The 18847-nt window shown below is 62.2% G+C and carries 20 protein-coding genes; 16 read left to right on the forward strand and 4 right to left on the reverse strand.

Annotated features, from left to right (window positions below; all coding sequences use genetic code 11):
• The first annotated feature begins 272 nt into the window (after nucleotides 1-272).
• Complete coding sequence (locus I6G83_RS21545; protein ID WP_054306347.1) at nucleotides 273-1238, forward strand: Dyp-type peroxidase; 966 nt, start codon at nucleotides 273-275, stop codon at nucleotides 1236-1238.
• 472 nt (nucleotides 1239-1710) lie between these two features.
• The gene (locus I6G83_RS21550) at nucleotides 1711-3993 is read left to right on the forward strand and encodes an FdhF/YdeP family oxidoreductase (RefSeq protein ID WP_054306348.1); all 2283 of its coding nucleotides are present in this window, start codon (nucleotides 1711-1713) and stop codon (nucleotides 3991-3993) included.
• 120 nt (nucleotides 3994-4113) lie between these two features.
• Here I6G83_RS21550 and I6G83_RS21555 read toward each other — a convergent pair whose 3' ends face one another.
• A complete protein-coding gene (locus I6G83_RS21555; RefSeq protein ID WP_371851007.1) occupies nucleotides 4114-4938 on the reverse strand; it encodes an IclR family transcriptional regulator domain-containing protein in 825 nt (274 codons plus the stop codon).
• 251 nt (nucleotides 4939-5189) lie between these two features.
• Here I6G83_RS21555 and I6G83_RS21560 point away from each other — a divergent pair, with 251 nt between their 5' ends.
• From I6G83_RS21560 to benD, 11 genes are all read left to right on the forward strand, one after another.
• Complete coding sequence (locus tag I6G83_RS21560; protein WP_054307843.1) at nucleotides 5190-5876, forward strand: 3-oxoacid CoA-transferase subunit A; 687 nt, start codon at nucleotides 5190-5192, stop codon at nucleotides 5874-5876.
• A gap of 9 nt (nucleotides 5877-5885) precedes the next feature.
• On the forward strand, nucleotides 5886-6566 hold the full coding sequence (locus I6G83_RS21565; RefSeq protein ID WP_054307844.1) for a 3-oxoacid CoA-transferase subunit B: 681 nt from the start codon (nucleotides 5886-5888) through the stop codon (nucleotides 6564-6566).
• Nucleotides 6544-7746: a 3-oxoadipyl-CoA thiolase gene (gene pcaF, locus I6G83_RS21570; RefSeq protein WP_062779080.1), complete on the forward strand. Its 1203-nt coding sequence runs from the start codon at nucleotides 6544-6546 to the stop codon at nucleotides 7744-7746. The genes I6G83_RS21565 and pcaF overlap by 23 nt, the downstream gene beginning before the upstream one ends.
• Complete coding sequence (pcaD, locus tag I6G83_RS21575) at nucleotides 7746-8504, forward strand: 3-oxoadipate enol-lactonase (protein WP_054306039.1); 759 nt, start codon at nucleotides 7746-7748, stop codon at nucleotides 8502-8504. The genes pcaF and pcaD overlap by 1 nt, the downstream gene beginning before the upstream one ends.
• 3 nt (nucleotides 8505-8507) lie before the next feature.
• Nucleotides 8508-9623 carry a muconate cycloisomerase family protein gene (locus I6G83_RS21580; RefSeq protein ID WP_054306038.1) on the forward strand — a complete coding sequence of 372 codons (1116 nt, stop codon included), beginning with the start codon at nucleotides 8508-8510 and terminating at the stop codon, nucleotides 9621-9623.
• 13 nt (nucleotides 9624-9636) lie between these two features.
• Nucleotides 9637-9927, forward strand: coding sequence for a muconolactone Delta-isomerase (catC, locus tag I6G83_RS21585; RefSeq protein WP_015672922.1), 291 nt, complete (start codon nucleotides 9637-9639; stop codon nucleotides 9925-9927).
• Nucleotides 9928-10062: 135 nt separating this feature from the next.
• On the forward strand, nucleotides 10063-10992 hold the full coding sequence (gene catA, locus I6G83_RS21590) for a catechol 1,2-dioxygenase (RefSeq protein ID WP_054306037.1): 930 nt from the start codon (nucleotides 10063-10065) through the stop codon (nucleotides 10990-10992).
• A gap of 84 nt (nucleotides 10993-11076) precedes the next feature.
• Nucleotides 11077-12438 carry a Rieske 2Fe-2S domain-containing protein gene (locus tag I6G83_RS21595; protein WP_054306041.1) on the forward strand — a complete coding sequence of 454 codons (1362 nt, stop codon included), beginning with the start codon at nucleotides 11077-11079 and terminating at the stop codon, nucleotides 12436-12438.
• Entirely contained in the window at nucleotides 12435-12920 is a 486-nt protein-coding gene (gene benB, locus I6G83_RS21600) for a benzoate 1,2-dioxygenase small subunit (RefSeq protein ID WP_015672925.1), read from the forward strand. The genes I6G83_RS21595 and benB overlap by 4 nt, the downstream gene beginning before the upstream one ends.
• An 11-nt stretch (nucleotides 12921-12931) precedes the next feature.
• Nucleotides 12932-13981 carry a benzoate 1,2-dioxygenase electron transfer component BenC gene (benC, locus tag I6G83_RS21605; protein ID WP_054306040.1) on the forward strand — a complete coding sequence of 350 codons (1050 nt, stop codon included), beginning with the start codon at nucleotides 12932-12934 and terminating at the stop codon, nucleotides 13979-13981.
• Nucleotides 13962-14744, forward strand: coding sequence for a benzoate diol dehydrogenase BenD (gene benD / locus I6G83_RS21610; RefSeq protein WP_015672927.1), 783 nt, complete (start codon nucleotides 13962-13964; stop codon nucleotides 14742-14744). Before benC ends, benD begins: the two co-directional genes overlap by 20 nt.
• 39 nt (nucleotides 14745-14783) lie before the next feature.
• Here the strand turns inward: benD and arsC are convergent, their stop codons facing one another.
• The 3 genes from arsC to I6G83_RS21625 form a co-directional block, all read right to left on the reverse strand.
• Nucleotides 14784-15209, reverse strand: a complete 426-nt coding sequence (arsC, locus tag I6G83_RS21615; RefSeq protein ID WP_054306036.1) for a glutaredoxin-dependent arsenate reductase — start codon at nucleotides 15207-15209, stop codon at nucleotides 14784-14786.
• A 15-nt stretch (nucleotides 15210-15224) separates the two neighbouring features.
• Nucleotides 15225-16514, reverse strand: a complete 1290-nt coding sequence (locus tag I6G83_RS21620) for an arsenic transporter (protein WP_054306035.1) — start codon at nucleotides 16512-16514, stop codon at nucleotides 15225-15227.
• A gap of 64 nt (nucleotides 16515-16578) precedes the next feature.
• Nucleotides 16579-16911: a metalloregulator ArsR/SmtB family transcription factor gene (locus I6G83_RS21625; RefSeq protein WP_054306034.1), complete on the reverse strand. Its 333-nt coding sequence runs from the start codon at nucleotides 16909-16911 to the stop codon at nucleotides 16579-16581.
• A gap of 216 nt (nucleotides 16912-17127) precedes the next feature.
• Between I6G83_RS21625 and I6G83_RS21630 the strand changes: the two genes are divergently transcribed.
• The 3 genes from I6G83_RS21630 (at nucleotide 17128) to I6G83_RS21640 (ending at nucleotide 18837) form a co-directional block, all read left to right on the forward strand.
• Complete coding sequence (locus I6G83_RS21630; protein ID WP_015672931.1) at nucleotides 17128-17307, forward strand: hypothetical protein; 180 nt, start codon at nucleotides 17128-17130, stop codon at nucleotides 17305-17307.
• A gap of 154 nt (nucleotides 17308-17461) precedes the next feature.
• Nucleotides 17462-18061, forward strand: a complete 600-nt coding sequence (locus tag I6G83_RS21635) for a hypothetical protein (RefSeq protein WP_054306033.1) — start codon at nucleotides 17462-17464, stop codon at nucleotides 18059-18061.
• A gap of 2 nt (nucleotides 18062-18063) precedes the next feature.
• Nucleotides 18064-18837 carry a DUF3307 domain-containing protein gene (locus I6G83_RS21640; protein WP_054306032.1) on the forward strand — a complete coding sequence of 258 codons (774 nt, stop codon included), beginning with the start codon at nucleotides 18064-18066 and terminating at the stop codon, nucleotides 18835-18837.
• The last annotated feature ends 10 nt before the right edge of the window (nucleotides 18838-18847 follow it).

Genomic DNA, 18847 nt, shown 5'->3' on the forward strand with positions numbered 1-18847 from the left:
ATCAATATTTTAGTTATTTAATGTCGGCTATTTCTGCGATGTGAAATTATTTTACCTCCGGGCAACATACCGTCAAATTGGTTGGTTTTATTGCGCAATAGATACAATCTATCACGCACCCTGTTAAGTTCTGTTATTGTGGCTGTAACGGATATGTTGATGCTGACACCATAAAGTAAAATGCCGGTTTCCTATTCAGCCGGGCCTTTGGCACTCGCCACTTTTTACTTCTAAAATATCAGGTGCATTCTCACTTTTACGGCAAAGGACTCATGAACAACAATTACGATGATTCACAAGCAGTTTTTAGCCCGGTGACGCGCAGCGCCATCTTTATTGTCGCCACCCTCAACGCCGCGCCCGAGCACTACGCCACGGTGCGCGACTGGTGCGCCGACGTCGCTGCGCTGGTGCGTTCGGTGGGGAAAAGAGCGCCGGCCGGGAAGTTGTCCTGCGTCTGCGGCTTCGGCTCGACCGCCTGGAACACGCTGTTCGGCCAGCCGCGCCCGGCGCAGCTGCACCCGTTCCGCGAGATCGGCGCCGGCGGCCGCGTCGCCGTCGCTACGCCGGGAGACATCCTGCTGCATATTCGCGCCGACGATATGGATCTCTGTTTTGAACTGGCGACTCAGCTGCTGGATAAACTGGGCGACGCCGTCAGCGTCGTCGATGAGGTGCACGGCTTCCGCTACTTCGACCAGCGCGCGATGATCGGCTTCGTCGACGGCACGGAAAACCCGGAAGGCCGCGAAGCCGCCGCGTTTACGGTGATCGGTGAAGAAGACGCCGAGTTTGCCGGCGGCAGCTACGCGCTGGTGCAGAAGTATCTGCACGATATGACCGGCTGGAACGCCCTGAGCGTGGAGCAGCAGGAAGGCATTATCGGCCGTCACAAGCAGTCCAATATCGAACTAGACGAGGAGGTAAAGCCCTCCTCCTCCCACAGCTCGCTCACCACCCTTGAAGATGAGCACGGCAACGAGGTGAAAATCCTGCGCGACAACATGCCGTTCGGCCGGCCGGGCATGCGCGAGTTCGGCACCTACTTTATCGGCTATGCGCGTTCGCCGGAACCGATTGAACAGATGCTGGAAAATATGTTTGTCGGCCGCCCGGAAGGCAATTATGACCGGCTGCTCGACTTCAGCCGCGCGGTGACCGGCAGCCTGTTCTTTATCCCGTCGGCTACGCTGTTAGAACAGCTGGCGACGCGCACCAATACGCCTCAGCTGCACTAAGGCGCGTCATAAATATTTCACGGAAATAATAAAACGTGCAGCGTGTTACTCAACGCGCTGCATGCCAAAATAAAAATAATTATTCGTTGCACGCCGCATTAATTTCACACCAGAGAATATCCGGGGAATATTTATTACCGCGACACCGGTTAATGATCGCAAAAAAAATAATCCCCCGGCGGCGCCCGCAAGCGCCCCATAAATATCCGAAGTTAATTCATTTTAACTTAACAGGAGACGGCTCAGCACACTATTACCCCGGCAAGGCGGCGTCTGCGCGGCCGCGTTACCGGTACAGCATTTATTACGGTCTGACCCCCGCTCGCTCTGTTTCACCTGCGCAGAGCAAGACATGACGCACGCGTCATGTTCAGGCCGTAGTAAGTCGTGGTCGGTCTCCCGTCAAACGGCGCCGGCCAATGCATTCTCCCGCATAAAAATATCTCCCGCTACGAGGAGTTCAGGAGTTGATATGACCAAGAAAAAACGCGCAGTTCCCGGTATCCGGCCCTATGACGGCCCGGCCGGCGGCTGGGGAGCACTGAAAGCGACGGCCATCGCGGTAAAAACGCAGATGGAGACCTTTGAAGCACCGGCCACTCTGATGCGCACCAACCAGCCGGACGGCTTTGATTGTCCAGGCTGCGCCTGGCCGGATAAAGAGCACCACTCCACCTTCCAGTTCTGTGAAAACGGCGCCAAGGCGGTGACCTGGGAAGCCACCAGCAAACGCGTCACGCCGGAGTTTCTGGCGGCCAATACCGTCAGCGCGCTGTTGGAGAAAACCGACTTTGAGCTGGAGGGCTACGGCCGGTTGACGCACCCGCTGGCATACGACAAGGCGAGCGACACCCTGCGGCCGGTCAGTTGGGAGGAGGCCTTCCTGCGCATCGGTACGGTGCTGCGCGGCATGCAGTCGCCGGATCAGGTGGAGTTTTACACCTCCGGACGCGCCTCGAACGAGGCCGCCTATCTGTTCCAGCTGTTCGCCCGCGAGTTCGGCACCAACAACTTCCCGGACTGCTCCAACATGTGCCACGAACCAACCAGCGTCGGCCTGCCGCAGTCTATCGGCATCGGCAAAGGCACGGTCTCGCTGGATGACTTCGACCACGCCGAACTGGTGATATCCATCGGCCACAACCCGGGCACCAACCACCCGCGCATGATGGGCACCCTGCACGAACTGGCGCGCCGCGACGTGCCGATTATCGTGTTTAACCCGCTGCGCGAACGGGCGCTGGAGCGCTTTGCCGATCCGCAGAACGTGATTGAAATGGCGACCTACAGCTCCACCAATATCGCCTCCACCTACTATCAGGTGAAGGCCGGCGGCGATGCCGCCGCGCTGAAGGGCATCGCCAAGGCGCTGCTGGAGTACGACGCCGCGCAGGGCGCAAACAGCACGGCGCTCGACCGCGATTTTATCGCCGGGCACACCCAGGGCTTTGAGGCGTTCGCCGCCGATCTTGCGGCTACGCCGTGGCCGGCGATTGAAAACGAAAGCGGCCTGACGCGCGAAGATCTGGAAAAAGTGGCGCTGGCCTACGCCAAGTCCAACGCCACCATCATCACCTACGGCATGGGCATCACCCAGCACAACAAAGGCACCGCCAACGTGCGCCTGATCGCCGATCTGCTGCTGATGCGCGGCAATATCGGCAAGCCGGGCGCCGGGATCTGCCCGCTGCGCGGCCACTCCAACGTGCAGGGTAACCGCACCGTCGGCATCACGGAAAAACCGTCGGAGGAATTTTTACGCAATCTGGAAGCCGTCTTCGGCTTTACGCCGCCGAAAGCGCACGGCCATGACGCGGTGAAAGCCATGCAGGCGATGGTGGCGGGCGACGCCAAGGCCCTGATCTGCCTCGGCGGCAACTTCGCCGTCGCCCTGCCGGACCCCGAGCTGTGCTTCCCGGCGATGCAGGCGCTCGATCTGAGCGTCCACCTCGGCACCAAGCTCAACCGTTCGCACCTGCTGGTGGCGAAAGAAACCTTTATCCTGCCCTGCCTGGGGCGCACCGAGCTGGATATTCAGGCCGGCGGCCGCCAGTCGGTAACGGTGGAGGACTCCATGTCGATGGTGCACGCCTCTTCCGGCAAACTGCAGCCGGCCTCGCCGCTGCTGCGTTCCGAACCGGCGATCGTCGCCGGGCTGGCGCAGGCCGCCATGCCGGACAGCAAGGTGCCGTGGTCGGAACTGGTGGCCGATTACAGTCTGATCCGCGACCTGATTGAAAAAACCATCCCCGGTTTTGAACAGTACAATCAGCGCATCGCGCAGCCGGGCGGCTTCCGCATGCCGCTGCCGCCGACCGAACGTCAGTGGCCGACGCCAAGCGGCAAGGCGATGTTCTCGGTGTTCACAGGGGTGCAGGAAGACGCCGAGGTGCAGGGCGATGATGTACTGCGGCTGATCACCCTGCGCAGCCACGACCAGTACAACACCACCATCTACGCCATGGACGATCGCTACCGCGGCGTATTCGGCCGGCGCGATATTCTGTTTATGCACGATATCGATCTGGAAAAACGCGGTCTGGAGCACGGCGATCGGGTGCATATCGAAACCGTCGCCGCCGGGCGCAGGCTGCGTCTGGAAAATATCACGGTAATTTCTTACAACATCGCCCCCGGCTCCGTCGGCGCCTACTACCCGGAAGCCAACGTGCTGGTGCCGTTGGACTACATCGATCCGGAGTGCGGCACTCCCTCCTATAAATCCGTACCGGTGCGCGTAACCCTCGCCGGCTAACGGCGCGCAACCATTCACCTGCGTTATCACCATGGGTTGAAGATCTCTTCAACCCATGTCTTCGCCAGACCCCACCAGAGCGGGCGCATCATGCCGCTTATCCGGAAGCATCCGACGACGTTACAACAGCAGCGCCAGATCCATCGCCGTGCGCTGCAGCAACGGCAGCACCCGTTCGCGCAGCGCCTGCGCCGATATCTGCGAGGCGTTGACGCCGACGTTCATCGCCGCCACCACGCCGCCTTTGCGCGAATGCATCGGCACCGCGATAGATCGCAGGCCGACCTCCAACTGCTGGTCGTTAATCGCATAGCCCTGACGCCGCACCCGGTCCAGCTGTTCGCGCAGCTGCGCCTCGCTGACCACGGTAAACGGCGTCAGCGGCTCCAGCGTCACCCGCGCCAAATACTCCTCCAGCTGCGGCTCGTCCAGCGCGCTGAGCAGCACCTGCCCCATTGAGGTGGCGTACGCCGGCAGCCGGCTGCCGCGCCCGAGGTCGATAGTCATAATGCGTTTTACCGAAGCGCGGGCGATATACAGAATATTATCGCCGTCCAGCGTCGCCACCGAGCAGGACTGATCGAGCTGCTTACTCAGGTAATCCAGCGAATTCTGCGCCGTCTTCGCCAGCTCCGACGAGGAGAGATAGGCATGTCCCACGGTCAGCACCCGCGGCAACAGCCGGTAGTGGCGGCCGTCAGGACAGTGTACAAACCCCAGCGCCTTCAGGGTGTACAGACAGCGCCGCACCGCCGCGCGCGGAATGCCGGTGATCTGGCTGATTTCCGACACTGACATCTGTGAATACTGCGGCTTGAAGGCCTGCAACACCTCCAGCCCGCGCGCCAGCGACGCCATAAAATTGGGATCGCCCTTGTATTTATCATTGCTCAGCTCGCCGATCTCCTGCAGCCGCTGCAGTTCACCGTCGCCCAACGCCGGCATATCACTCATCCCGCCTCTCCTTCTTGTTAATAATCATGCAAATACCCCCTGCCGCCGGCTAATGCAACCCGTCTGCGGCGGCAAAGGGGTGAATTAGTTAGCTGCATCACAGAATTAACATCAAAATAACAAACCGTCCGATAATCGCACAAACATCTGATATTCGCACTTGCTGGCGATTTTTTCCTCCCCTAAGTTGAATTTAAGCCTGGCCAATATGGCGTCAGAAATCAGCCTATCGAGGAGAAGAAATGATTAATAAAAGCGTGCCGTCCACCGATGACGCCGTCGCCGACATTGCCGACGGCGCCAGCGTGATGGTGGGCGGCTTCGGCCCGGCAGGCCAGCCCTACGCCCTGCTGGATGCCCTGATCCGCCGCCGCCCGCGCAACCTGACGGTGATCAGCAACAACGCCGGTAACGGCGACTTCGGGCTGGCGGCGCTGCTGAAAGCCGGCTGCGTACGCAAAATCGTCTGTTCATTCCCGCGCCAGTCCGACTCCTGGGTATTTGACGAACTCTACCGCCGCGGCGAACTGGAGCTGGAGCTGCTCCCGCAGGGCAACCTGGCGGCGCGCATTCAGGCGGGGGGGGCCGGCCTCGGCGGCATCTATACCCCGACCGGCTACGGCACCCAGTTGGCGGCGGACAAAGAGGTGCGCGAAATCGACGGCCGGCACTACGTGTTCGAGCTGCCGCTGAAGGCCGACTTCGCGCTGATCAGGGCCGCGCGCGCCGACCGCTGGGGCAACCTGGTCTATAACCAGACCGGCCGCAACTTCGGCCCGATTATGGCGATGGCCGCCGGCTGCACCATTGCCGAGGTCAGCCAACTGGTGCCCCTCGGCGAGCTGGACGCCGAGGCGGTGGTCACGCCGGGCATTTTCGTGCAACGGGTGGTCGGCGTGCCCTCCACCCCACAACGGCTTTCGGCCTGAGGATCCATCATGTCAAAACTGACGCATCAACAGCTGGCCGAACGTATCGCGCGTGATATTCCTGAAGGGGCTTACGTCAATCTGGGCATCGGCATGCCGACCCAGATCGCCAACTACCTGCCCGCCGATAAAGAGATCTTTTTACACAGTGAAAACGGCATCCTCGGCATGGGGCCGGCGCCGGCGGCCGGCGACGAAGACCCCGAGCTGATCAACGCCGGCAAGCAGCCGGTGACGCTGCTGCCGGGCGGCTGTTTCTTCCACCACGGCGACTCCTTCGCCATGATGCGCGGCGGCCACCTGGATATCTGCGTGCTGGGCGCCTATCAGGTATCGGAACGGGGCGATCTGGCCAACTGGAGCACCGGCGCGCCGGGGGCGATCCCGGCGGTCGGCGGCGCGATGGATCTGGCGATCGGCGCGCGTCAGGTGTATGTGATGACCGAACACCTGACCAAAAAAGGCGAATGCAAAATCGTCAAAGAGTGCAGCTATCCGCTGACCGGCGTCGCATGCATCACCCGCATCTACAGCGATCTGGCGGTGATCGACGTCACCGACCGCGGACTGGTGGTACGCGAAATTTTTGCCGGCCTGACGCCGCGCCAGCTGCAGGACATCACCCCGGTTGAACTGACCTTTGCCCTGCAACACGGAGAACAACACGATGACTCACGCCTATCTGTGTGACGCGGTGCGCACCCCGTTCGGCAAACTGAACGGCAGCCTGGCGGGGATCCGCGCCGACGATCTGGCCGCTCTGCCGCTGCAGGCGCTGCAGCAGCGCCACCCGCAGCTGGACTGGAGCGCGCTGGACGACGTACTGCTCGGCTGCGCCAATCAGGCCGGCGAAGATAACCGCAACGTGGCGCGCATGGCGCTGCTGCTGGCCGGGCTGCCGGTCTCCGTGCCCGGCTGCACCGTCAACCGGCTGTGCGGCTCCAGCCTGGACGCCACCGCGATGGCGGCACGCGTGATTAAAAGCGGCGAAGGCGACCTGCTGATCGCCGGCGGCGTCGAGAGCATGTCGCGCGCGCCGTTTGTGATGGGTAAAGCGGAAAGCGCCTTCAGCCGCGCCATGCGGCTGGAAGACACCACCATGGGCTGGCGCTTTATCAACCCACAGATGAAAGCGCTGTACGGCGTCGATTCCATGCCGCAAACCGCCGAGAACGTGGCGGAGCGCTTCGGTATCAGCCGGCAGGATCAGGACGCCTTCGCCCTGCGCAGCCAGCAGCGCGCCGCCGCCGCGCAGGAAAGCGGCTTCTTCGCCAGCCAACTGATCGCGGTAAATATCCCGCAGAAAAAAGGCGCAGCGCTGTGCTTCAGCCAGGATGAACATCCGCGCGCCACCAGCCTGGCCGCGCTGGAACAACTCCGGCCGGTGGTTCACCCACAGGGCAGCATTACCGCCGGCAACGCCTCCGGGCTGAACGACGGCGCCTGCGCCCTGCTGCTGGCCAGCGAAAACGGTCTGCGCCGGCACGGCCTGCAGCCGCTGGCGCGCATCGTCGCCAGCGCGGTAACCGGCATCGAACCGGCGATCATGGGCTTCGGCCCGGCGCAGGCGGTACGCAAGGTGCTGGACAACGCCGGACTGCGGCTGGAACAGATGGACGTGATTGAACTGAACGAAGCCTTCGCCGCGCAGGCGCTGGCGGTGACCCGCGCCCTCTCGCTGCCGGACGATGCGCCGCAGGTCAACCCGCACGGCGGCGCGATCGCGCTCGGCCATCCGCTGGGCGCCTCCGGCGGCCGGCTGGTGATGAACGCCGCCTATCAGCTGCAGCAGAGCGGCGGGCGCTACGGGCTGTGCACCATGTGCATCGGCGTCGGTCAGGGCATCGCCATGATTATCGAGAGGGTGTGATGGAGATTGAATACCGCCTTGACGGCCAGGCCGATGCGCCGCTGCTGGTGCTGTCCAATTCGCTGGGCACCACGCTGGATCTGTGGCAGCCGCAAATGGCGCTGTTCAGCGCCCACTTCCGCGTGCTGCGCTATAACCAGCGCGGCCACGGCGGCACGCCGCTGCCCGCCGCCCCGCTGACGCTGGAAATTCTCGGCCGCGACGTCATCGCCCTGCTCGACCGGCTGGAGGTGGAGCGCGCACATTTCTGCGGCATCTCGATGGGCGGGCTGACCGGCCTGTGGCTGAACCGCTATCAGCCGCAGCGCCTGCGGCGGCTGGTGGTGGCCAATAGCGCCGCCTGTATCGGCAGCGCCGAAGGCTGGCGCCAGCGCGCACAACAGGCGCGCCGCGACGGCCTGGCGGAAATTGCCGCCGCTTCGCCGGCGCGCTGGTTCAGCGAGGAATTCCGCCGCCGCGAACCGCAGCAGGTGGCGACGCTGATCGCACGGCTGGCGCAGGGCAACGCCGCCGGCTATGCCGCCTGCTGCGACGCGCTGGCGCTGGCGGATCTGCGGGCCGAGGTTGCGCGCATGCCGCAGCCGATGCTGGCGATCGCCGGCGAGCTGGATCCGGTCACCACGCCGGACGACGCGCACTTCCTGCAGGAGAACGCGCCGCAGGCCGAACTGACGACCCTGCCCGCCTCGCACATTGCCAATATTGCCTGCCCGACGCTGTTCGCCCATCGGGTGCTCGACTTTCTGACCGAGGTGTAAACCATGACGCTGTGTATTGAACGTATTGAAAGCTGGCTGCTCGATATCCCCACCATCCGGCCGCACAAACTGTCGATGGCGACCATGGGCTGCCAGACACTGACCCTCGTCCGTATCACCTGTGCAGGCGGCCTGGTCGGCTGGGGTGAAGCCACCACCATCGGCGGCCTGAGCTACGGACCTGAAAGCCCGGAAGGGATCAAGTCCGCCATCGACACCTATCTGGCGCCGCTGCTGGTCGGCCAGCATTTTGACGGCCTGACGCCGCTGGTCAACCGGATGAACGCCAGCGTAAAGGGCAATACCTTTGCCAAATCGGCGCTGGAAACCGCGTTTCTCGACGCGCAGGGCAAGGCGCTGAATCAGCCGCTCAGCACCCTGCTCGGCGGCGCGCAGAGCCGGCAGCTGCCGGTGCTGTGGACCCTGGCCAGCGGCGATACCGAGCGCGATATCGCCGAGGGGCAACGCCTGCTGGCGGAAGGCCGGCATAGCGCCTTCAAACTCAAGATCGGCGCCAGAGCGCTGGCCGACGACCTGCGCCACACCACGGCGATCGTCCGGGCGCTGGGGGCGGACGCCAGTATCCGCGTCGACGTCAATCAGGCCTGGGACGCCGCCACCGCGGTGCGCGGCATGGCCGCGCTGCAGGAAATCGGCATCGATCTGGTGGAACAGCCGGTCGCGCTGTGGGACCGCGCCGCGCTGACGCAGCTGAGCCAGCGCTTTACCCTGCCGATTCTCGCCGATGAGGCGGTGGCCGACGCCCATGACGGCTACGCGCTGGCCGCCGGCGGCTTCCGCGGCGCCTATGCGCTGAAAATCGCCAAGGCCGGCGGCCCGGCGCAGGCGCTGAAACTGGCGCACGTCGCCGACGCGGCCGGCATCGCGCTGTACGGCGGCACCATGCTGGAAGGCAGCATCGGCACCGTGGCGTCGCTGCACGCCTGGTCAACGCTGAAGCTGGCCTGGGGCACGGAAATGTTCGGCCCGCTGCTGTTAAAAGACGACATCATCGCCGAGCCGCTGAATTTCGCCGCCGGGCAGGTCACGCTGCCGGACGGTCCGGGCCTCGGCATCGAGGTCGATGAAGACAAACTGCGCTTTTATCAGCGCACCTAAAGGAGCCTGTCTGATGCTGTTCAAAGTCGAAATGTCCGTACAACTGCCGTCCGATATGCCGGCCGCCGTCGCCGATGAGATCAAACTGCGCGAAAAGCGCTATGCGCAAGAGCTGCAGACGCAGGGAAAATGGCGCCACCTGTGGCGCGTGGCGGGGAAATACGCCAACGTCAGTATTTTTGACGTTGACAGTAATAGCGAGCTGCACGAGATATTATCGGCGCTGCCGCTGTTCCCCTATATGGAAATGCATATTGAGGCATTATGCCGACATCCGTCATCTATTTATGATGACGATAAATAAAGCAGAAAATAAACCATCTCCGCGGGCCAGCCGGCTATTTCCGGCGTAATCAACCCGAGCACTGCCTGAATAATGGCGATACGCCGCTGTCGGCCATCGCCATTATGACGGCGCGATAATAATGAGGAGTCTGCAATGTCCGTATCCTTCAATCAGTCTGAAGACGTCAGCAAGCTGCTGGATATCAGCAGCGGTTTAACCGGCAACGACGGCGATCCGCGTTTTAAAGCCATCACCCGCCAGCTGCTGGGCAATATTTGCCAGCTGATCGACGATTTTGATATTACCCCGGAAGAGTTCTGGCAGGCGGTCAATTACCTGCACCGCCTCGGCGGCCGGCAGGAAGCGGCGCTGCTGGCGGCCGGCCTGGGGCTGGAGCACTACCTGGATATGCGTGAGGACGCACGTGAACGCCAGCAGGGCCTGAACGGCGGCACGCCGCGCACCATCGAAGGGCCGCTGTATGTCGCCAACGCGCCGCTGAGCGAGGGCTACGCGCGGATGGATGACGGCGCGGACAGCGGCGAAGTCATGTGGCTGCACGGCCAGGTGCGCGACCAGCACGGCCATCCGCTGCCGGGGGCCGTCGTCGATATCTGGCACGCCAATACGCTGGGCAACTACTCGTTCTTCGACAAATCGCAGAGCGACTACAACCTGCGCCGCCGGGTGAAAACCGACGCCGATGGCCGCTACGCGGTGCGCAGCATTCTGCCCTCCGGCTACGGCTGCCCGCCGGACGGCCCGACGCAGGCGTGGCTCGATCGCCTTGGCCGCCACGGCAACCGCCCGGCGCATATCCACTTTTTTGTCGCCGCCCCCGGACACAAGCACCTCACCACCCAAATCAACCTGAACGGCGACCGCTATCTGTGGGACGACTTTGCCTTCGCCACGCGCGATGAACTGATCGCCGACCCGGTCAAAATCAGCGACCCGGCGCTGGCCGCACAGCGCGATCTGCCCGGTGAACATACCGAAATCCGCTTTGATTTTATGCTTTACGCCGCCGGCGACAGCGCAGAGGAACAGCGGATTAAACGCCCGCGCGCGCTGGAAAGTTAATAAACCCATAAAACCATAATAATCGCCATGGGAAATATATTTTCCCAGGGCACCCTACGCAACGTGATTAACGAGGTCATTAGCATGAACTCATCGACAACTGCTATTTATTCCACACTGGAACAGAAAATTAAAAATTCGATACGGATAGATAAAGAGCAAGGCGTTTATCAATGTAACCGCGGGATATTTACCGACCCGGCGATATTTGAACTGGAAATGAAGGCTATTTTTGAAGGCAACTGGGTCTATATGGCGCACGAAAGCCAGGTCGCCGAGCCGGGCGACTATTATACCCTGACGATGGGCCGCCAACCGGTGATCATTACCCGCGATAAACACGGCCAGCTGCACGCAATGATCAACAGCTGCTCGCACCGCGGCGCGATGCTGGCCAGCCGCAAAACGGGCAACAAGGCCACCTTTACCTGCCCGTTCCACGGCTGGACGTTTAACAACGCCGGTAACCTGCTCAAGGCCAAAGACGAAAAGGTCGGCGGCTATCCCCCGTGCTTCAAACAGGCCGGCTCGCACGATCTGAAACACCTGCCGCGCTTCGCCTCCTACCGTGGTTTTCTGTTCGGCAGCCTGAGCGACCAGGTACTGCCGCTGGAGGAGTATCTGGGCGATACCCGTCAGGTGCTGGACCTGATTGTCGACCAGGCGGAAGACGGCATCGAAATACTGACCGGCGCTTCGTCATACACCTATGACGGCAACTGGAAACTGCAGATGGAGAACGGCGTCGACGGCTATCACGTCAGCGTGGTGCACTGGAACTATGTCTCGACCATGTCGCGCCGCAGCCACGACGCCAACAGCACCCAAACCCTGGACGCCACCTGCTGGTCGAAAAGCACCGGCGGCGTCTACGGCTTTGAACACGGCCATATGCTGCTGTGGACCCGGGCGATTAACCCGGAGGTGCGGCCGGTGTTCAAACACTTCCGCCGGTTGAGCGACCGCTTCGGCGAGACGCGCGCCGACTTTATGGTCAACCATACCCGCAACCTGTGCATCTACCCCAACCTTTACCTGATGGATCAGTTCTCCACGCAGCTGCGGGTGATGCGCCCCATCGCGGTGGATAAAACCGAGGTCACCACCTTCTGCTTCGCGCCGAAGGGAGAAAGCGCCGAAGACCGCGCCCTGCGCATCCGCCAGTATGAAGACTTCTTTAACGTCAGCGGCATGGGCACGCCGGACGATCTGGAAGAGTTCCGCGCCTGCCAGCAGGGCTATCTCGCCGGCAATATGCCCTGGAGCGATATCAGCCGCGGCGCCACCCGCTGGCTGGAAGGCCCCGACGACAACGCACGGGCAATGGCGATCCGTCCGCTGATGAGCGGCCTGCGCGCCGAGGATGAAGCGCTGTATATCCCCCATCACCATCACTGGCAGCAGACCCTGCTGCGCAGCCTGAACGACGACGAGGTGCAGTCATGAGCCAACAGCAACGTATCGAACAGTTTTTATACCGTGAGGCGCGCCTGCTGGACGACCGTCAGTGGGACGAATGGCTGGCGTGCTACAGCCCGCAGGTCGAATACTGGATGCCCTCCTGGGGCGAGGACGACCGGCTCACCCGCGATCCGCAGCGCGAAGTGTCGCTGATTTACTACCCGAACCGCGAAGGGCTGGAAGACCGCGTCTACCGCATCAAAACCGAGCGCTCGGCGGCCAGCACGCCGGAGCCGCGCACCACCCACCAGATCAGCAACGTGGAGCTGCTCTCCGCCACGGCGGACGAGGTGGAGGTGCGCTACAACTGGAGCACCCACAGCCACCGCTATCAGAAAACCGATCTGTTTTTCGGCAGCTGCCGCTGCCGCATTGCGCTCGACGGCGAGCAGCCGCAGATTGTGAGCAAAACGATCCGTCTCAATAACGACTATATCAGTCATGTGATTGATATTTACCATGTTTGATGGGGGCGATGATGAGCTATAGCGTTGCACTTAATTTTGAAGACGGCGTCAGCCGCTTTATCCAATGCAACCCCGGTGAGACCGTGCTCGACGCCGCCTATCGTCAGCAGGTCAATCTGCCGATGGACTGCGCCGACGGCGTCTGCGGCAGCTGTAAATGCCATTGCGAACGCGGCGACTATCAGCTGGGGGATGACTACCTCGAGGACGCCCTTTCCGCAGAGGAGGCCGGACAGCGCCAGGTGCTGACCTGCCAGATGGTGCCGCACTCCGACTGCGTGATCGACGTGCCGATGGCCTCCGCGCTGTGCAAAACCGGCTGCGAAACTTTCTCCGCCAGCGTGGTGAGCGCCGCTGCGCTGTCGGACAGCGCGCTGGAGCTGACGCTGCAGCTGGATGACATCCACAGCGGCATCGCCTTTCTGCCCGGCCAGTACGTCAATATCGAGGTGCCGGGCAGCGACGCCCGCCGCGCCTACTCGTTCAGTTCACCGCCCAACGCGCGCCGGCTGTCGTTCCTGTTGCGCAACGTGCCGGGCGGCGCGATGAGCAGCTACCTGAGCGGACAGGCGCGCCCCGGCGACAAAATGCGTCTGCACGGCCCGCAGGGCAGCTTTTATCTGCGCAACGTGACGCGGCCGCTGCTGTTTCTCGCCGGCGGCACCGGGCTGGCGCCCTTTTTATCGATGCTGGAGCAACTGGCGCAGGACGGCGTCCAACGGCCGGTGCGGCTGCTCTACGGCGTCACCCACGACTGCGACCTGGTGAAGCTGGAGCAACTGGACGGTTACCGATCGCGGCTGAGTGACTTCAGCTACCTGACCTGCGTCGCCAGCGACGCCTCGCAGGCGGCGCGCAAAGGCTACGTCACCCAGCATCTGGATGACGCGCTGCTGCACGACGGCGACGTGGACGTCTACCTGTGCGGCCCGCCGCCGATGGTCGAGGCGGTGCTGCACGATTTCCGCCGGCGCGCCTTTACGCCGGCCAGTTTCCACTATGAAAAATTCGCCCCCAGCCAGACGGCGCAAGGAGTCGCTGATGCAACAGCTACGTTTTAGCCACAAGGTGATGGCAATCACCGGTGCGGCACAGGGGATCGGCAAGGCGGTGGCCGAACAGGCGGCGCGGGAAGGCGCCAGGCTGGCGCTGATCGACCGCGCGCCCTATCTGCAGGAGGTGGCCGCGGCGCTGCAGGAGCGGGGCTGCGACGCGCTGGCGATACAGGCCGATCTGGAGAGCTGGGAGGAGACGCAGGCGGCCATCGATCGGGCGCAGCGGCACTTCGGCCGGCTGGATATTCTGGTGAACAACGTCGGCGGCACCATCTGGGCGCGGCCGTTCGCCGAGTATGCGCCGGCGCAGATTGAAGCGGAGATCCGTCGTTCGCTGTTCCCGACGCTGTGGGGCTGTCGCGCCGTGCTGCCGCACATGCTGGCGCAGGGCGGCGGCGCGATCGTCAATGTCTCTTCCGTCGCCACCTGCGGCGTCAACCGGGTGCCCTATTCGGCCGCCAAAGGCGGGGTGAATGCGCTCACCCGCTCGCTGGCGTTTGAGTACGCCGGCGCCGGCATCCGCATCAACGCCACCGCGCCGGGCGGCACCGACGCGCCGCCGCGCCTGACGCCGCGCAACCGGGAGACGCCGACGCCGCAGGAGGAAGCGTGGTATCAGCAGGTGGTCGATCAGACGCTGAACAGCAGCCTGATGCACCGTTACGGCACGGTGCACGAACAGGCCGACGCCATTTTATTCCTCGCCAGCGACGCGGCCAGCTATATTAACGGCAGCGTGCTGCCGGTGGCCGGCGGCGATTTAGGCTGACAGATCCGGCAGAGCGGCTTGCCGCTCTGCCGTCCCGCCTTAACGCAGCCGTCGCCCGTGTTCATCAACCACCTTTTCACCGTCTTCCTTGGTAAATGCCCCCTGCTGCGCGTCCGGCAAAATATCCAGCACTACCTCCGACGGCCGGCACAGCCGGGTGCCGAGCGGCGTTACCACAATCGGCCGGTTAATCAGTATCGGCTGTTGCAGCATAAAATCGATCAGCTGCTCATCGCTCCAGTGCGTCTGCGCCAGCTGCAGCTGCTCATACGGCTCGACGTTTTTACGCAGCAGCGCCCGCACCGGGATGCCCATCTCGGCGATCAGCCGGCGCAGTTCTTCACGGCTCGGCGGCGTGTCCAGATACAGCACGATCGTCGGCTCGACGCCGCTGTTGCGGATCAGCGCCAGCGTATTGCGCGACGTGCCGCAGGCCGGATTATGGTAGATGGTGATGGTCTTCATTAGCATTCCCATAGGTTAAGCCGTCAACGACAGACGCAGCGCCAGAGCGGCCAACGTCACGAACAGCACCGGCAACGTCATCACAATACCGACGCGGAAATAGTAGCCCCAGGTGATACGGATATCCCTGCGCGCCAGCACATGCAGCCAGAGCAGCGTCGCCAGGCTGCCGATCGGCGTGATTTTCGGCCCCAGATCGCTGCCGATCACGTTGGCGTAGATCATCGCCTCTTTCACCACGCCGCCGGCGCTGCTGGCGTCAATCGACAGCGCGCCGATCAGCACCGTCGGCAGGTTATTCATTACCGAAGACAGAAACGCGGTGATAAAACCGGTGCCCAGCGTCGCCGCCCACAGCCCCTGTTCCGCCAGGCGGTTCAACACCGTCGACAGCAGGTCGGTCAGCCCGGCGTTGCGCAGGCCGTATACCACCAGATACATCCCCAGCGAGAAAATAACAATCTGCCACGGCGCGCCGCGCAGCACTTTGCCGACATTGATCGTCCGGCCGCCTTTCGCCACCAGCAGCAGCACCAGCGCGCTCACCGCCGCCACCAGACTGACCGGCACGCCCAGCGGCTCCAGCACAAAGAAGCCGACCAGCAACAGCAGCAGCACGCCCCAGCCGGCGCGGAAGGTCGACAGATCGCGGATGGCGTCACGCGGCGTCTTCAGCAGCGCCACGTCATAGCGGGCCGGTATATCCTTGCGGAAAAACAGCAGCAGCATCGCCAGCGTGGCGATAATGGCGGCGATATTGACCGGCACCATCACCGCCGCATAATCATTAAAGCCCAGCTTAAAGAAGTCCGCCGATACGATGTTCACCAGGTTGGAGACCACCAGCGGCAGGCTGGCGGTATCGGCGATAAAGCCGGCGGCCATGACAAACGCCAGCGTCGCCGCCGGGCTGAAGCCCAGCGCCAGCAGCATGGCGATCACGATCGGCGTCAGGATCAGCGCCGCGCCGTCATTGGCGAACACCGCCGCTACCGCCGCCCCCAGCAGCACGATATAACAGAACAGCCGCCGTCCCTGCCCCTTGCCCCAGCGAGCAACGTGCAGCGCCGCCCATTCAAAGAAGCCGGACTCATCCAGCAGCAGGCTGATAATAATCACCGCGATAAAGGTGCCGGTGGCGTTCCAGACGACATGCCACACCGCCGGGATATCGCTGAGCTGCACCACCCCGCTCAGCAGCGCCAGCAGCGCGCCCAGTGAGGCGCTCCAGCCGATGCCCAGTCCCCGCGGCTGCCAGATAACCAATACGATGGTCAGGATAAAAATCGCGCCTGCCAGCCACATACTCGCTCCTTGTTTTTGGGTTTTATATTCGAAAATTCGAATGTGTCAGATGACATGCTTTGCCTTAACGGCACCGTGCCAGCCCGTCGTCGCCGACGCGTTTCACCAGCCGACTCAACGCCGCCTGCTGGCTAAGGTAGGCCTGCTCGATAATGCCCGCCGCCCAGGCCGGCATATGCGGCGAGAGCCGGTAGTAGATCCACTTGCCCTCGCGGCGATCCAGCAGCAGACCGCTTACGCGCAACATCGCCAGATGACGGGAGATTTTGGGCTGCGGCAGCGTCAAAATCGCCGCCAGTTCGCACACGCACAGCTCTTCGCTCTGCCGTAGCAGCAGCACCAGCATCAGCCGGGTTTCGTCCGACAGGTTTTTAAACAGTTGTAATGGCGTCAGCATCGTTGCGCAGGCTCCTTATCTCATCGTCCGGCAAATAGTAGACCCGCACGGAACGCTGTCAAGGACATATATGGAAATTCATATATTACCGTTCGACCACGCCGTACGGCGTGAAAGTTTCAGCTATCGAATCGATACGGCAAAGCCGCTGTTCATGTTTCAGACAGCGCTCTACAATCGCCGCAATGACAATCCGACATCGCCAAAGGGGGCGCCATGTACAATTTTTCACGTTATCAGGCCAAAGAACTGGCATTAGCCTATATGAGCGGCAAACAGCACGATCTCTCACCGCAGGCGTTCCTGCAGCAGCTTAAGCAGACGGAAAAGTCATTCGACTATCTGCTCAAGCACGGCGCAGAACAGCCGCGCGAAGTGATGATGAAAAGCTTCTAAACCTTGACACGCCTGGATTTTCCCGTTTATTCCACACATAAAAATTCGCCTCAGGATACGAATATCACCAAAATTCGTATCTGAGTACGAATAATTGACAAATTCGCCTCCAGATGCGAATTTAAAGGTCCGTTCGTTTTCTGGACAGCCTTATATGAAAGCGCAAATCAGCGTTATCACCGGCGATCTCGTCAACTCACGACGCGTTGACACCCCGCGTTACCTCGCACAGTTACACACCGAACTCACGGCGCTGCAACAGGCCAACCAGCTGACGCAGTTTGAGATTTTCCGCGGCGACGCGTTTCAGGCCGTGGGACGGCCGGAGCACGGCCTGTGGCTGGCGGTCTATCTGCGCTGCGCCTTAAAAGCGCACCATGCTGACGCGCTCTGGGATGCGCGCATCGCCGTCGGCCTGGGCAAACGCCGGGGCCGGGGTGACGGCTACGGCAGCGCCTTCCTCAATTCCGGCAACGCGCTGGACCAGATGACAAAAAATTGCAGGCTGGCTCTGAAAATTGACAATGAACGCGCCAATGCCATTGTCAGCGATCTGCTGCCGATGCTAGATCATAACCTTAGCCGTTTGTCGCAGGCAGAAGCGCAGGTCGTGCAGGCGCGCATGCTGGCGCCGACCAACGCGCAGGCGGCCGCCGCGGTGCGCAAGGCGGCATCAACCGTCTCCGCAACGCTGAAGCGCGCGGCCTATGATGAAATTATCCGGTTCATTGATGCAATTAACAGGATCATTTAAGTATGGATTTGACCTATGCGCCGCTGTTGATCTGGCTGCTGGTGCTCCATCTGCTGGCGGATTTCCCGCTGCAGCCCCGCGCCTGGGTGCAAGATAAGGCTCGTCACCGCCATCGTTCGCGTTTTTTACTGCTGCACGCCCTGCTGCACGGCGTCGTGGCGGCCTGGGCCGTCGCCGGCTTTGCTATGCTGCACGGCGGCTTATCGTCGGCGGACGTGCTGCTGACGCTGCTGGCGGTCGGCGTCAGCCACTATCTGATTGATTTAGCGAAGGTGACGCTGATGGCGCCAATGAAGCCGGCGGCTAGTTTCCTGCTGGATCAAGGCCTGCATCTGCTGGTGATGGTGCTGCTGTGGCTGGCCATTGTGCCGCAGGTTAGCGTGCTGCTTGAGGCGTTATGGCAGCGTGTCGACGGCTGGCGCGTCGGGCTGGCGGCGCTGGGGTACGGGCTGATCTATATGCCGATGGGCCTGCTGATTGGGCAGTTGCTGGCAAGCTGGACGCCGCAGATGCCGCCGAACGCCAAGGCGGACAACGATTCACTGCTGCGCGCCGGCAAACAGATCGGCTACCTGGAAAGAACGCTGATCTTGTCCTTTGTGCTGTTGGGGCATATTCCGGCCATCGGCTTTCTGCTGGCGGCCAAGTCGATTTTCCGCTTTGGCGACCTGCGCCAGAGCGACGATAAAATGCGTACCGAGTATGTGATGCTCGGTACGCTGTTTTCTTTCACCCTGACAATTATGCTGGGGCTGCTGATTACCTGGCTATGGTAACCGGCCGCCG

The organism is Serratia rubidaea (assembly GCF_016026735.1).
Taxonomy (GTDB): domain Bacteria; phylum Pseudomonadota; class Gammaproteobacteria; order Enterobacterales; family Enterobacteriaceae; genus Serratia_B; species Serratia_B rubidaea.

Bases quoted from the DNA above. Each gene is read 5' to 3' on its own strand.
- arsC (WP_054306036.1), bottom strand. From the start codon at position 15,209: ATGAAGACCATCACCATCTACCATAATCCGGCCTGCGGCACGTCGCGC.
- benC (WP_054306040.1), top strand. From the start codon at position 12,932: ATGAGCTATAGCGTTGCACTTAATTTTGAAGACGGCGTCAGCCGCTTT.
- pcaF (WP_062779080.1), top strand. From the start codon at position 6,544: ATGACTCACGCCTATCTGTGTGACGCGGTGCGCACCCCGTTCGGCAAA.
- I6G83_RS21580 (WP_054306038.1), top strand. From the start codon at position 8,508: ATGACGCTGTGTATTGAACGTATTGAAAGCTGGCTGCTCGATATCCCC.
- I6G83_RS21635 (WP_054306033.1), top strand. From the start codon at position 17,462: ATGAAAGCGCAAATCAGCGTTATCACCGGCGATCTCGTCAACTCACGA.
- I6G83_RS21595 (WP_054306041.1), top strand. From the start codon at position 11,077: ATGAACTCATCGACAACTGCTATTTATTCCACACTGGAACAGAAAATT.
- I6G83_RS21545 (WP_054306347.1), top strand. From the start codon at position 273: ATGAACAACAATTACGATGATTCACAAGCAGTTTTTAGCCCGGTGACG.
- benB (WP_015672925.1), top strand. From the start codon at position 12,435: ATGAGCCAACAGCAACGTATCGAACAGTTTTTATACCGTGAGGCGCGC.
- I6G83_RS21560 (WP_054307843.1), top strand. From the start codon at position 5,190: ATGATTAATAAAAGCGTGCCGTCCACCGATGACGCCGTCGCCGACATT.
- I6G83_RS21620 (WP_054306035.1), bottom strand. From the start codon at position 16,514: ATGTGGCTGGCAGGCGCGATTTTTATCCTGACCATCGTATTGGTTATC.
- catC (WP_015672922.1), top strand. From the start codon at position 9,637: ATGCTGTTCAAAGTCGAAATGTCCGTACAACTGCCGTCCGATATGCCG.
- I6G83_RS21555 (WP_371851007.1), bottom strand. From the start codon at position 4,938: ATGCCGGCGTTGGGCGACGGTGAACTGCAGCGGCTGCAGGAGATCGGC.
- I6G83_RS21640 (WP_054306032.1), top strand. From the start codon at position 18,064: ATGGATTTGACCTATGCGCCGCTGTTGATCTGGCTGCTGGTGCTCCAT.
- pcaD (WP_054306039.1), top strand. From the start codon at position 7,746: ATGGAGATTGAATACCGCCTTGACGGCCAGGCCGATGCGCCGCTGCTG.
- I6G83_RS21630 (WP_015672931.1), top strand. From the start codon at position 17,128: ATGTACAATTTTTCACGTTATCAGGCCAAAGAACTGGCATTAGCCTAT.
- I6G83_RS21565 (WP_054307844.1), top strand. From the start codon at position 5,886: ATGTCAAAACTGACGCATCAACAGCTGGCCGAACGTATCGCGCGTGAT.
- I6G83_RS21625 (WP_054306034.1), bottom strand. From the start codon at position 16,911: ATGCTGACGCCATTACAACTGTTTAAAAACCTGTCGGACGAAACCCGG.
- catA (WP_054306037.1), top strand. From the start codon at position 10,063: ATGTCCGTATCCTTCAATCAGTCTGAAGACGTCAGCAAGCTGCTGGAT.
- I6G83_RS21550 (WP_054306348.1), top strand. From the start codon at position 1,711: ATGACCAAGAAAAAACGCGCAGTTCCCGGTATCCGGCCCTATGACGGC.
- benD (WP_015672927.1), top strand. From the start codon at position 13,962: ATGCAACAGCTACGTTTTAGCCACAAGGTGATGGCAATCACCGGTGCG.